An 11589-nucleotide genomic window follows, 5' to 3' on the forward strand; every position below is an offset into this window, starting at 1 on the left:
TCGCCTCTGGAAAAGCGCCGAATTGTCCGTATATGCCCAAAAGCGGAGAAGCCTCCGCTTTCACCCGAAATCACGCCCGCAGGGGCAAGGACTCCACATTATGACAAACAAGGTTTGGTTCATCACCGGATCGTCGAAGGGCTTTGGCCGCGTCTGGGCCGAGGCCGCACTCGCCCGTGGCGATCGCGTCGCGGCGACCGCCCGCGATGCCGGCACGCTCGCCGATCTCGTCGAGAAGTACGGCGACAATATCGCCGCGATAAAGCTTGACGTCACCGACAAGAAAGCCGTCGACGCCGCGATAGCCGAGGCGCACAAGCGCTTTGGCCGGCTCGATATCGTCATCAACAATGCCGGCTATGGCCATTTCGGCGCCATCGAGGAAGTCAGCGAACAGGAAGCCCGCGACCAGATCGAAACCAATGTCTTCGGCGCCCTGTGGGTCACCCAGGCCGCACTGCCTATCATGCGGGCGCAGCGTTCCGGCCACATCATCCAGATCTCGTCGATCGGGGGCGTCAATGCCTTTGCCTCGCTCGGCCTCTATCATGCCTCGAAATGGGCGCTGGAGGCCTTCAGCCAGTCGCTCGGCATCGAGGTCGCGGAATTCGGCATCCACGTGACGCTGGTCGAACCGGGCGGCTTCTCCACCGACTGGGCCGGACCGTCGGCCAAGGTCTCCAAGCCGATCGAGGCCTATGCGCCCGCCCGCGCCAAGATGGCCGAGCGCCGCGCCAATTCGGTCGCCGGCGATCCCGAGGCCACCGGACCGGCGATGCTGGCCATTGTCGATGCCGCCGAACCGCCACTGCGCGTGTTCTTCGGCGATGGCGGCCTGCCGATGATCAAGCAGGAATACGCCAACCGCATCGCCACCTGGGAAAAGTGGGACGACGTTTCCATCATGGCGCAGGGCGCGAAGAAGAACCGCAAAGCCTGAGGCCAGTTCGGAGATATCGCTACGCTACGCCGCCTCGGCGGCGTGGCCCCTACCCTATGCGGCCTTTCAATACTGGCGAGAGTCTAGCTCAGATAGATCCACTGCTCGGGCACCCGCACCGATATCTCCTCGCCGGCATTGATCGTTCCCGGCTTCTCGACCCAGACGACGAGGCCGCGCAGCCGCTTCGCCGATTTCGGGAACAGCAGCGCGCCGGCCTCGATGTCGGCCATCCCGGCATGTTGGGCGATCGATCGGCCGGCGATACGGCAAGGTCCGTTCTGCGCGTCGACCTTGATGGTGACGCCGTCCTTGAAGAACAGCAGCGTGCCGGCCGGCAGCATAGACAGATGCGGCACACCTTCGATCAAAAGATTGGCGCCGATCCACTCCGGCTTGATCTCGGCCAAGCCCATCCGGTCGGCAACGATGGCCAGCTCGTCCGCCGCCACGACGGACAATTGCCGCTCGTTGCGCATTTCGGTGCCGCGCGGATACCAGGGCTCGCGCCCGCCGGAGCGCCGCGTCGCGCCGGCGTGGAAATCACCTGATATGCCATCGAAGCCCAGCCGCAACGCATCGACCGGGCGCGTCTCGAAATGATCAGACGGCGCCAGATAAAGCGCCGCCACCTTGGCGACCAGCTTACGCGCCGGGACGATTTCGACAGGCTTTTCAGCCTCGGGGAAGAGATCCAGCATCGGCTTCATTCCTTGGATGATGCGCCTGTTTTTGCCCTTCGATTGCGAACGCCGCAAGAGCGGTTTGGGCCAAAGTGCGCAACTCTTCGACCGAAGCGCCGTCGCGCGCCTGGATCGACATGCCGTTCATGACGCCGGACAGGTATTTGGCGAAGCCCTCGACGGCGAGGCCTTCCGGCAGGTCACCGATTGCCCGGCCCTTGGCCAGCCGCTCGGCGATCGCCGCTTCACTTGCCTTGCGATAAGCCTTGAGTTCATCCGCAATAGCTTGCGCCTGCGGCGAGGCGGCGAGCGCACCGCTGACGAACAGACAGCCACCCGGCTTGCCGGGTCTGGAATAGGCCTCCGCCGCGCCGAGCAGCAACCGCCGGATCGCCTCCCCCGTCGGCACCGGCGCGCTCAGCGCCTCCAGCGCAAAGCCGATCTCGGTCTGGTGGTAGCGCTTCAGCGCCTTGCGGAACAAAGTCTCCTTGTCGGTGAAGGCGTTGTAGATCTGCGGCGGCGTCAGCCCCATCGCCTCGCGCAGCATGGCCAGCGACGTCGCCTCATAGCCATGCTCCCAAAACAGATGCATCGCCGCATCCAGCGCCCGATCAAGGTCGAAGGCGCGTGGCCGGCCACCCCGATGCTTTTCCAAATTATCCATAGTGATCGATACGAAACCTTTTGACTCGCCTTGTCTGCATAACGTAACAATTGATACGAAACATGGCAAGCCGGAAGAAATGTCCCCGGCAAGACCATGGAAACCAGCGAAAAAGGAGAGCCAAATGCCAATCACCGTGACCGCGCCCGAAGGCGTACTGACCCCGGCGGGAGAGCGTGAGATCCTGCCGCGCCTCAGCGCCGCCCTCATCGAAGCCTCCGGCGCCACAGGCAATTCGTTCTTCACCGCGATCGTCGGAGGCACAGTCAATATCCTGCCCCTGCATCGCATTTATGCCGGTGGCGCCAATCGGCCGGTCGTCATGGTCGAGCTGAAGTTGCCGAACATCGGCCTCGGTTCGATCGAAGCCCGAAATGCCTTCATCACCGAGGCCGCCGGGATTGTCGCCGCGCTCTGCGTGCCCGGCCACCGGCCTGAAAACACCTGGATCAACATCGTCAATGCGCCCGACGGCGGTTGGGGTATCGGCAGCCGGCAATATTCAGGCGAAGCACTTGTCGCTGCCGCAACCGCCGCCGCGCAGTGATTTCGGCCGCGACGAACAGGAGCGAACCGATGCGGCTCTCCCCTTCGCTGTTCTTCACCACCAATTGCGAGCCGGCACTGGCCTTCTACGAACAGTGCGGTCTTGGCCGGGCGACGATCCTGCTGCGCTGGGGCGACAACACCATGCCGGTGCGGACCGAAGCTATGCGCGGAAAGGTGTTGCATGCGCGATTCGAAGGTCCGGGCGTGCTGTTTCATGCCTCGGACAATGACGATGCCGAGCCGATGAAAGGCTCCGCCCTTTGCTTGGAATTCGACAGCCTGTCGGCGATGCGGGAGCTTTTCGCCCGCATGGCCGCGGGCGGCCGGATCACCGTCCCCCTGGCGCGGCAATATTGGGGAACCAGCTTCGGCATGCTGGTCGACGCCTTTGGCGTGCAATGGATGTTCAGCTGTCCCAATGAATGAGGTCCGGCGCGGATCACGACCTGAAAGTGGAACCAGTCCACGCAACGCCGCATTGCTGCCGCGCCGCGCCGGCTTCATGGTGACGCCAGACCAAGTCTGCGGAGGTTCTCATGCGTCCCGGGACAGCAATCGCGCTGCTTTGGCTGATCTGGGTGGTCACCTGGGCCGCCGCCGCGCTCTGGGCCGACCCTGCCCAGAAACGCGCCGGGTTCAGGGTGGAGGTTCGCTATCGGGTTCTCTGGCTGGTCGGCGCGGCGTTGCTGTTCATTCCAGCGCATGGCTATGAAGGCCGCCTCAGGTTGTGGATGCCTACCATCGCCGAGGCATGGATCTGTGTCGTTCTGATCGCCATCGGCATCGCCTTTGCCTGGTGGGCGCGCCTGCATCTCGGCAGGCTATGGTCAGGCACCATTACCGCCAAGGCCGGGCACCACGTCGTCGACACCGGCCCCTATAGGCTGGTCCGGCATCCGATCTACACCGGACTGCTGGTGGCGATCCTGGCCACAATGGCGGCAAAAGGTACGGTTTGGGGCATTGTCGGAACCGCTTTGCTCATCATCGGCATCGTGACGAAGGCAAAACTCGAGGAACACTTCATGCGCGGCGAACTGGGCAGCGCCTATGACAACTATGCCAGGCAGGTGCCGATGCTGGTGCCGTTCGCGCCAGCCCGATACGGCAGGTAAGCGCCGTTTCAGCCTGATTTTCTTGCCGCACTGCTTTGCTGGAAGTGTTCGACAGCGCCATCGGCGCGCAGCGACTGGAATGGTGGATTCCGGGAACCGCAACGGGGCGCGCTTTGGGGTGCGGGAGCACCGAATGCGCAGGCCGGGTGAATATCGAATGCCCGAGTCTAGAGCATTCTGAGAAGCGCACCACCTATTGAATACCCCGCGCCAAACGCGCAGATCAGGCCGAAATCGCCGGGCTTCATGTCGGCATGGTTCTCCGACAGCGCCACGATGGCGCCGGCGCCCGCCGTGTTGCCCAGCCGCTCCAGCACCATCGGCGCGCGATCGTGGTCGACCTCATGGCCGAACGACAGTTTCAGGATCATGGCGTTCATGCGCGCATTGGCCTGATGCAGCCAGAAGCGCCGGACTGCCTGCGGCGTCAGCCCATGCTCGGCGAGGAATTCGACGATGAACTTGTGCCCGGCGACGGTGACTTCCTTGAACACCTTGTTGCCGACCTGCTTGATCAGGTTTCCCTCCAGATTGATCATGTAGGGGTCATCCTGAGCGGTGCGCGTGTGATAGCCCAGATTGGTGCGGATGTTGTTCGACATCTGCGTCCAGGTACGCGTTTCCAGCACCTCGAAGCGGCCCGGCCGCTTTTCGCCCTGCGCCAGCCCTTCGACCACCATCGACACCGAGGCGTCACCGAAGATGAAATGCGTCTGCCGGTCGCGAAAATTGAGATGGCCGGTGATGATCTCGGGCGTCGTCACCAGAATGCGCTTGTGCGCACCAGACCGCACCAGGTTGACGGCGATGTGCAAGGCAGCAGCAGCCGAAGAGCAACCAAGCCCCATGTCGAATCCGGCGCCCTTGGTGCCAAGCGCCGCCTGCATTTCGATGGCGATCGCCGGATAGGGCCGCTGGTGATGCGAGGCCGAGCAGATCACCAGGTCGATATCGGACGGCTTCAGCCCGGCATGGTCGAGAGCCTTTCGCGCCGAGGCAATGCCGAACTCGGCCTGAAGCGACAGCGCGTCATCGGCCCGTGCCGGAATGCGCGGCGCCATGCGGGTCGGGTCGAGAATGCCTTCGCGCTCGATCACGTGGCGTGTGCGTACGCCCGAGGCGTGGACGATGAAGTCGCTGTCCGATTTCGCCAGCGGCGCCTCGTCGGTGCCCTGGCGGCGCGCGTTCTCCATGTCGACCCAGGCATTGAAGCTGGCGACCAGTTCTTCATTGGTGATCTTGGGTTCGGGGATTTCAACGCCAATGCCGCTGATGATGACGCGATGCATGTGTCCAGTCCGTCCCATCCGCAGGCGTTGCGGGCTTCATGTGGGCGCCGAAACGCTCGGGCGCAACACTTTTCTCACCGAGGCGGTTTACGCCGGCTTAAATCTAACTTCACCAGGCGCACAGCTTGGTGTTGGTCTGCGGGTTGTTCCAGCAGGCGCCGTCGTCGCGACTGCGCACGAACTGTCCCGGCAGCGGCACATTGCGGCGGCCGAGATTGACATAGCCATAGGCAAAGCCCGGCCCGTCGATCTCCAGGACATAGGTCGGGTAGCCCGGCGCCGAGATGCGGAAGCTGCCCGCGTCGTCGATCGCCCTGTATCTGCATGAGAAATAGCCGTCATCGCTGGTATAGCAACGCGCCCGCTTGGCCTCCGCCGAGATCGAGAACGCCAGAAGCACTGCCGCGCACACGCCGCCGCCGAAAAGCATCTTTTTCAGTGTCATCACCCACCCCTGCCACGGGCCATCGTGACCCAACGCGATGAAATGCGCACGGTGAAGAAACCGGGTCAAGCGGCCGCAATTGGCTCGTCGCAACGTGGATAATCAAGCCCGTTTGGCGACGATGAAGATGCGTGGAAAACGCAAAAGCACCTTGCCGTTAGCCGTCTTCGGATAGGCCCTGGCGATCTTGGCCGTGTAGCTGTCGAGGAACATTTTGCGCTCGTCCGCCTCGAGCGGATCGAGGAACGGTTTCAACCCGGTCGATTTCACCCATTCGACGATCGCCTCTGCGTCGGCAAGCGGATGGTTGTAGATGCTGTGCCAGATGTCCAGCCGATCGCTGAGCGGCGACAACAGATCATAATAGAACGAAACCGACGGCAGCGGAGCGCGCGCCGCACCCTTGATCTTGTCGGCAAACGGCATTTCGGCCGCGGTCTCCCGCATCAAGCGGTGCGAGTCCTCGCCCATATTGTCGGGCATCTGAATGGCCAGCGCGCCGCCCGGGGCCAAAAAACCCATCAGCCGCTGGAAGACCGCCGGATGTTGCGGCAGCCACTGGAAGACCGCATTGGCGAAGATCACATCGACCGGCACCCCCGGCTGCCAGTTGGAGGCATCTGCCAGGTCAAAGGTGACGTCAGGCAGGCGCGCCCTCGCCTTCTCGATCATGTCGGGCGACGTGTCGAAGCCGCTCACCTGCGCATCCGGCCAGCGCTCGACAAGCAACTCGGTCGAGTTGCCAGGACCGCATCCGATGTCGACGACCCGGCGCGGGAAATCCACCGGTACCTGCGCCGCGAGATCACGCGCGGGTCGCGTGCGCTCGTCCTCGAATTTCAGATATTGGGCGGCGGACCAATCAGCCATGTGAGCTCCTCATGTCGCTTGAGAATTCGCCGCCCAAAAAACCTTATCGCGTCAGCCTCTTGTAGGTCATGCGGTGCGGGTTGACGGCATCCGGCCCGAGGCGGCGGATCTTGTCCTGCTCGTAATCCTCGAAATTGCCCTCGAACCATTCGACGTGGCTGTCGCCCTCGAAGGCGAGGATGTGCGTCGCCAAGCGGTCGAGGAACATACGATCGTGCGAGATGATGACCGCGCAGCCACCAAAATTTTCCAGCGCGTCTTCGAGTGCCGCCAGCGTTTCCGTATCGAGGTCGTTGGTCGGTTCGTCGAGCAGCAGCACGTTGCCGCCGGTCTTCAGCATCTTTGCCAGGTGCACGCGGTTGCGCTGGCCGCCGGAGAGGTTGCCGACCTTCTGCTGCTGGTCGCCGCCACGGAAGTTGAACGACGCGCAATAGGCGCGCGTGTTGGCTTCGAACTTGCCGAGCTTGACCACTTCGGCGCCGCCGGAAATCTCTTCCCAAACCGTCTTTGACGGATCGAGTGCATCGCGGCTTTGGTCGACATAGCCGAGCTTGACCGTCTCGCCGACGCGGACTGTGCCGGCATCCGGCTTTTCCTGGCCGGTGATCATGCGGAACAGCGTCGTCTTGCCGGCGCCGTTCGGACCGATGACGCCGACGATGCCGCCGGGCGGCAGCTTGAATTCCAGGCCGTCGATCAGCAGCGTGTCGCCAAAACCCTTCGACAGGCTGTCGACCTCGATCACCACGTTGCCGAGCCGCTCGCCATGCGGGATGACGATCTGCGTGTCCGTCGGCCGCCGCTTGTCGGCTGCATCCAGGAGATCCTGGAAGGCCTGGATACGCGCCTTGGACTTGGTCTGGCGGGCCTTGGGGCTCGACTGGATCCACTCGCGCTCGCGGCCGATGGCGCGCTGGCGGGCGTCGTCCTCGCGGCCTTCCTGCTTGAGCCGCTTGGCCTTGGCTTCGAGATACTTGGTGTAGTTGCCCTCATAGGGAATGCCGCGGCCACGGTCGAGTTCCAGGATCCAGCCGGTGACATTGTCGAGGAAGTAGCGATCGTGGGTAATGATCATCACCGCGCCCGGGTAAGCGCGCAGATGCTTTTCCAGCCACGCCGTGGTCTCGGCGTCGAGATGGTTGGTCGGCTCGTCGAGCAGCAGCAGGTCGGGCTGGCGCAGCAAGAGCTGACAGAGCGCGACACGGCGGCGCTCGCCCCCCGACAGCTTGGTGACGTCGGCGTCCTTGGGCGGGCAGCCCAGCGCTTCCATCGCCATCTCGACCTGCTGTTCGAGGTCCCACAGGTTCAGCCGGTCCATCTCGTCCTGGAGCTTGGCCGACTCATCGGCCGTCTCGTCGGAATAGTTCATCATCAGTTCATTGTAGCGTTCGATGATGGCGGTCTTGGCTGCGACGCCTTCCATGATGTTCTCGAACACGGTCTTCTTCGCATCGAGCGCCGGCTCCTGCGCCAAATAGCCGACGGTGGCGCCTTCGGCGAGCCACGCCTCGCCGTTCCACTCCTTGTCGAGCCCGGCCATGATCTTGAGGATCGTCGACTTGCCGGCGCCGTTGGGGCCGAGAATGCCGATCTTGGCATCTGGATAGAAGGACAGATGGATGTTCTCGAGCACCTTCTTGGTGCCATAGGCCTTGTTGAGGCCGGCCATGTGATAGATGAACTGGCGTGCCACGCGCGCTTTCCCTGAAAAACTGACTGGCCCAGAGAAACTGACTGGATTTGTCAAATTGAATGGAGGTTGGCCGCTATGTAGGCGATGCGGCGGCGAACGGCAATCGCTTTTGCCGCTTCTGGCCGGTCACACGCGGAAGTGTCCGCCAGGCCTGAAGTTTTCCGCCGGCCGCCGGGCGCGATGAAAGCTCCGGTTAACCCTTCGCGGTCAAAACAGGATCGAGTGGAATCGCCGGCTTGTCGCGATTCAGGAGAAAGATCGGATCGACGGCATTGCTGAACAGTTTCCTGCTCCTTGCCGAAGCGGTCGTCTACTTCAGCGTCATGGTGACGCTTTTCCACTTCAGGAAGCGCATCGGCCTCGGCGTCTTCGTCTGCGCGCTTGGCGTCATGCACTTCCTCGAGACCTACCTCGCCAGCGTCTTTTACGTCGCCTTGCCGTTCGGCATGGTCTCGCCGGGCTCGGCGGTGCTGTTTTCCGGCAAGCTGGTCATGCTTTTGCTGCTCTACATGAAGGAGGACGCCGCCACCGTCCGTCAGCCGATCTATGGTCTGCTGCTTGGCAATGCGCTGATGATCGGGCTGGTGCTGCTGTTGCGCCTGCACGCCATCGCCCCGCTGTCCGATGGCAGGCTCCCCGACATCGGTTTCATCGACGAGATGGGCTGGCTGATGGTGTGGGGCACGACGCTGCTGTTCGTCGACGCCATCCTGATCATCCTGCTTTATGAAAAGCTCGGGCGATACCTGCGCAAGGCACAGTTCGCGCGCATCCTGATTTCGGTCGCCTGCGTGCTCACCTTCGACCAGGCGGGGTTCTTCGCCGCGCTGCATTTCGTCGCCGGCGCGCCGATCGCGGTGTTTTTCGGCGGCTGGTTTGCCAAGATGGTCGCCGCGCTGACCTACAGCACCATGCTCGTCGCCTATCTCAGATGGTTCGAAGAACGCCAGATCGCGCTACCGCGCGGCCTGACCGACATCTTCGACACGCTGACCTATCGCGAGCGCTACGAAGCGCTGGTCGAACATGTCGGCCGTGACGGCCTGACCGGCCTGCTGCACAGGGGGCGCTTCGACAGCGATGGTGAAGCCGCCGTTCAGGTCAGCCTGCGAACGGCGAAGCCGCTCAGCCTGCTGATCATCGACGTCGACCATTTCAAGTCGATCAACGACCGTTTCGGCCATGCCGAAGGCGACAAGGTGCTGAAAGCCGTTGCGGCCCTGCTTGGCGAGGCAGCAAGTGCGGAAGACCAGGTGTTCCGGATCGGCGGCGAGGAATTCGCCATCCTCAGTTCGCGTCCGCACTCGGTCGCCAGGCTGTTCGGCGAGAGCATTCGCTATGCGGTCAAGGCCTCCGCCAACACCAGCCGCTTCGACCTGACCGTCAGCGCCGGCGTCTCCAGCGTCGGCGAAACCACGCGCTGCCTTGCCGATCTGTTCGCGCTCGCCGACCAGCGTCTCTACAAGGCCAAGTCGACCGGACGCGATCGCGTCGTTGGCGAGCCGGACGGCTACGAGGCCGATGCCGCCGTTGCATGGACCAAATCCGCTCAGATCTAGAGCACGGTCCCGTGAAGCTTACGACGACTTTTTCTGCCACCGAATGCCGGCCAAAGTAGAGACCGCCATCAGTGCGATCGCCAGCCATTTCAGTGCGGTGATGATCGGTCCGGCTTCGATGTCATAGGCTATGAACAGCAGGATGCCTGGCACCAGCAGGCCGCACATGATCAGCATGATGCGGTTGATCTGCCAGGACACTTTTGAGGCCAGCGCCTCGTCGCCGGGCGCGGCTACAAGCGCCGCACGCACCGCGTTGCTGGCCACCAGCACTGCCGAGAGGCGCATCGAGATCGGCAGGCCAAGCCCGATGATGAGGAAGGCGCAGGCCGCCAGCAGCAGCGAAAACTTCAGTGCGCTGGTCTCGGCCGGAACGGGAAACAGCACTGTCGCCAGCGGCAGGAAGACGCCGAAAATGCCGAGCGAAGCAATAGTGATGAAGATCACCGCATTGACGATCGTGAACAGCTGGTAGGTGCCGGCGCCGATCGGTTCGGAGAGCGTCCGCATGCGCGCCCATTCGGAGTCTTTATAGGAAAAACCCGGCCATTCCATGCGCCCGTCGCTGATCGCGACCATGCCCTTGGCCCAGAAGGCCAGCCGCGCCAGCGCGCTGCTCGTCATGCCAACCATTGAGACCCCCGCCCGAATGATGCTCGGCGCAGCATAGCACCACGACGAGGCAAGGCGACAGTCAGGCGTCGGCGTTCAGCCAGTGCTTACTGGAACCCGATCGCGTCAACGGTGCCGGTCGGGCACCCGGCCTTGTTGGTCGGCACCGAAGCCAGCAAGAGGTCCTTGAGCGAGCTGTCGGGCCCGATCGGGCCGGCAAGGCCGAGCGTCAGTTCGCCGATCAGCCGCCTCCCGCTCGAAGGATCGATGACGCAGGAGACCCGCACCCGGTCCCCTGCCCCAGCGCCAAAGGCGCTATCGAAGGCGCCACGGATCTGGTCCGCCGTCAGCTTGCCGCCGATGTTCTTGGCAAAGAGATCGCGCACCGGCGAGCTGTTCACCGCGCGCATCAAATTGAGCGCGTCGGAGAAATAGTCCTGCTGGCTCTTGCCGTAGCAAGTGCCGTGCTTGATCCATTCATGCCGCTCGAGATGGGAGGCGGTACCCGGCATCACCTGGTCGAGTTCCGTGCGGGTGCTGGCATCCAGATTGACCGGTGGCAGGTCCTTCCAGTGGGCCGGATTGTCATTGGCCTTGTCGCTCGCTGTCGCCTGGCAATAGAAATTGCCGTTCGGCTGCGGCCACAGCCCGTGCAAGGTGAAATGCGTAGCGTCGAAATCGCCGGCGCTCTGCGCCTTGCATTCGGTCTTGCTCGACTTGGTCTCGCAGAAGGCCGGCTGCCAGCTCAGCGCGAAGACATATTCAGGCTTTCCCGACGCCGCCGGCTTGCCTTGCCCACCAGGTGCTGCCGGCACTGTCGCGGCGCTGCTGCCGGAGACATGGCCGCAGCTGACCTTCACCCAGCGGCGCTCCGGATCGGCGCCCGGCACCAGGATGAGATAATGCGTAGGCGCATCCTTGTTGCCGGCAAGCAGCTGGTAGCTCTGTCCAGCATCGGTCGAGACGTTGCCCGGATTCTTGCCATTCTTGATGGCTTGCGTTGCCGGACAGGCCGCATCGGCGACGAAGGTGCCCCTCATCTTGACGTCGGCACGCGCCACACCGGCCAGCGAGGCCGCCAGCATGGCCAATCCGAAAACAACACCAATGCGCATAGGAATCCCCGGCTGAAGAAAGTGGGCGACAGACTGAAGCTGTCTCCATGTCAGA

Annotated in this window: 13 protein-coding genes; 5 read left to right on the forward strand and 8 right to left on the reverse strand. The window is 63.1% G+C overall.

The window, feature by feature from the left end; all coding sequences use genetic code 11:
* Positions 1 to 100 precede the first annotated feature (100 nt).
* On the forward strand, positions 101 to 940 hold the full coding sequence (locus AC1D08_RS10090) for an SDR family oxidoreductase (RefSeq protein ID WP_095086855.1): 840 nt from the start codon (positions 101 to 103) through the stop codon (positions 938 to 940).
* A gap of 83 nt (positions 941 to 1023) precedes the next feature.
* Here AC1D08_RS10090 and AC1D08_RS10095 read toward each other — a convergent pair whose 3' ends face one another.
* Positions 1024 to 1641 (reverse strand): MOSC domain-containing protein, encoded by a 618-nt coding sequence (locus AC1D08_RS10095; RefSeq protein ID WP_477423048.1) that lies wholly within the window; start codon positions 1639 to 1641, stop codon positions 1024 to 1026.
* Positions 1616 to 2215 (reverse strand): TetR/AcrR family transcriptional regulator, encoded by a 600-nt coding sequence (locus AC1D08_RS10100; RefSeq protein WP_477226968.1) that lies wholly within the window; start codon positions 2213 to 2215, stop codon positions 1616 to 1618. Before AC1D08_RS10100 ends, AC1D08_RS10095 begins: the two co-directional genes overlap by 26 nt.
* 196 nt (positions 2216 to 2411) lie before the next feature.
* Between AC1D08_RS10100 and AC1D08_RS10105 the strand changes: the two genes are divergently transcribed.
* The 3 genes from AC1D08_RS10105 (at position 2412) to AC1D08_RS10115 (ending at position 3951) form a co-directional block, all read left to right on the forward strand.
* On the forward strand, positions 2412 to 2834 hold the full coding sequence (locus tag AC1D08_RS10105; RefSeq protein WP_457151695.1) for a tautomerase family protein: 423 nt from the start codon (positions 2412 to 2414) through the stop codon (positions 2832 to 2834).
* A gap of 29 nt (positions 2835 to 2863) precedes the next feature.
* Positions 2864 to 3262 (forward strand): VOC family protein, encoded by a 399-nt coding sequence (locus tag AC1D08_RS10110; protein ID WP_457151696.1) that lies wholly within the window; start codon positions 2864 to 2866, stop codon positions 3260 to 3262.
* A 110-nt stretch (positions 3263 to 3372) separates the two neighbouring features.
* The gene (locus AC1D08_RS10115) at positions 3373 to 3951 is read left to right on the forward strand and encodes a methyltransferase family protein (protein ID WP_477226967.1); all 579 of its coding nucleotides are present in this window, start codon (positions 3373 to 3375) and stop codon (positions 3949 to 3951) included.
* Positions 3952 to 4118: 167 nt separating this feature from the next.
* On the opposite strand, the gene AC1D08_RS10120 is transcribed toward AC1D08_RS10115, so the two are convergent.
* The 4 genes from AC1D08_RS10120 to ettA all read right to left on the reverse strand — a co-directional run bounded on the left by AC1D08_RS10120 (position 4119) and on the right by ettA (position 8248).
* Positions 4119 to 5240, reverse strand: coding sequence for a beta-ketoacyl-ACP synthase III (locus AC1D08_RS10120; protein ID WP_095086841.1), 1122 nt, complete (start codon positions 5238 to 5240; stop codon positions 4119 to 4121).
* Positions 5241 to 5349: 109 nt separating this feature from the next.
* A complete protein-coding gene (locus AC1D08_RS10125; RefSeq protein WP_457151698.1) occupies positions 5350 to 5685 on the reverse strand; it encodes a hypothetical protein in 336 nt (111 codons plus the stop codon).
* Positions 5686 to 5787: 102 nt separating this feature from the next.
* Complete coding sequence (gene tam / locus AC1D08_RS10130) at positions 5788 to 6555, reverse strand: trans-aconitate 2-methyltransferase (protein ID WP_457151699.1); 768 nt, start codon at positions 6553 to 6555, stop codon at positions 5788 to 5790.
* Between the two features lie 43 nt (positions 6556 to 6598).
* The gene (ettA, locus tag AC1D08_RS10135; protein WP_457151700.1) at positions 6599 to 8248 is read right to left on the reverse strand and encodes an energy-dependent translational throttle protein EttA; all 1650 of its coding nucleotides are present in this window, start codon (positions 8246 to 8248) and stop codon (positions 6599 to 6601) included.
* 272 nt (positions 8249 to 8520) lie between these two features.
* On the opposite strand from ettA, the gene AC1D08_RS10140 reads away from it, so the two are divergent.
* Entirely contained in the window at positions 8521 to 9807 is a 1287-nt protein-coding gene (locus tag AC1D08_RS10140; RefSeq protein ID WP_457151701.1) for a GGDEF domain-containing protein, read from the forward strand.
* A gap of 18 nt (positions 9808 to 9825) precedes the next feature.
* Here AC1D08_RS10140 and AC1D08_RS10145 read toward each other — a convergent pair whose 3' ends face one another.
* Positions 9826 to 10440 carry a hypothetical protein gene (locus AC1D08_RS10145; protein WP_477423050.1) on the reverse strand — a complete coding sequence of 205 codons (615 nt, stop codon included), beginning with the start codon at positions 10438 to 10440 and terminating at the stop codon, positions 9826 to 9828.
* 86 nt (positions 10441 to 10526) lie between these two features.
* A complete protein-coding gene (locus AC1D08_RS10150; protein WP_477226965.1) occupies positions 10527 to 11534 on the reverse strand; it encodes a ribonuclease T2 family protein in 1008 nt (335 codons plus the stop codon).
* Positions 11535 to 11589: the final 55 nt, after the last annotated feature.

The sequence above is a fragment of the Mesorhizobium sp. P2_E6 genome, from assembly GCF_056403835.1.

What these genes read in the sequence shown, in the direction of transcription:
- AC1D08_RS10100 (WP_477226968.1), bottom strand. Translation starts at nt 2,215, where the DNA reads ATGCATCTGTTTTGGGAGCATGGCTATGAGGCGACGTCGCTGGCCATG.
- AC1D08_RS10150 (WP_477226965.1), bottom strand. Translation starts at nt 11,534, where the DNA reads ATGCGCATTGGTGTTGTTTTCGGATTGGCCATGCTGGCGGCCTCGCTG.
- AC1D08_RS10120 (WP_095086841.1), bottom strand. Translation starts at nt 5,240, where the DNA reads ATGCATCGCGTCATCATCAGCGGCATTGGCGTTGAAATCCCCGAACCC.
- AC1D08_RS10105 (WP_457151695.1), top strand. Translation starts at nt 2,412, where the DNA reads ATGCCAATCACCGTGACCGCGCCCGAAGGCGTACTGACCCCGGCGGGA.
- AC1D08_RS10110 (WP_457151696.1), top strand. Translation starts at nt 2,864, where the DNA reads ATGCGGCTCTCCCCTTCGCTGTTCTTCACCACCAATTGCGAGCCGGCA.
- AC1D08_RS10145 (WP_477423050.1), bottom strand. Translation starts at nt 10,440, where the DNA reads ATGGTTGGCATGACGAGCAGCGCGCTGGCGCGGCTGGCCTTCTGGGCC.
- AC1D08_RS10125 (WP_457151698.1), bottom strand. Translation starts at nt 5,685, where the DNA reads ATGACACTGAAAAAGATGCTTTTCGGCGGCGGCGTGTGCGCGGCAGTG.
- tam (WP_457151699.1), bottom strand. Translation starts at nt 6,555, where the DNA reads ATGGCTGATTGGTCCGCCGCCCAATATCTGAAATTCGAGGACGAGCGC.
- AC1D08_RS10115 (WP_477226967.1), top strand. Translation starts at nt 3,373, where the DNA reads ATGCGTCCCGGGACAGCAATCGCGCTGCTTTGGCTGATCTGGGTGGTC.
- AC1D08_RS10090 (WP_095086855.1), top strand. Translation starts at nt 101, where the DNA reads ATGACAAACAAGGTTTGGTTCATCACCGGATCGTCGAAGGGCTTTGGC.
- AC1D08_RS10095 (WP_477423048.1), bottom strand. Translation starts at nt 1,641, where the DNA reads ATGCTGGATCTCTTCCCCGAGGCTGAAAAGCCTGTCGAAATCGTCCCG.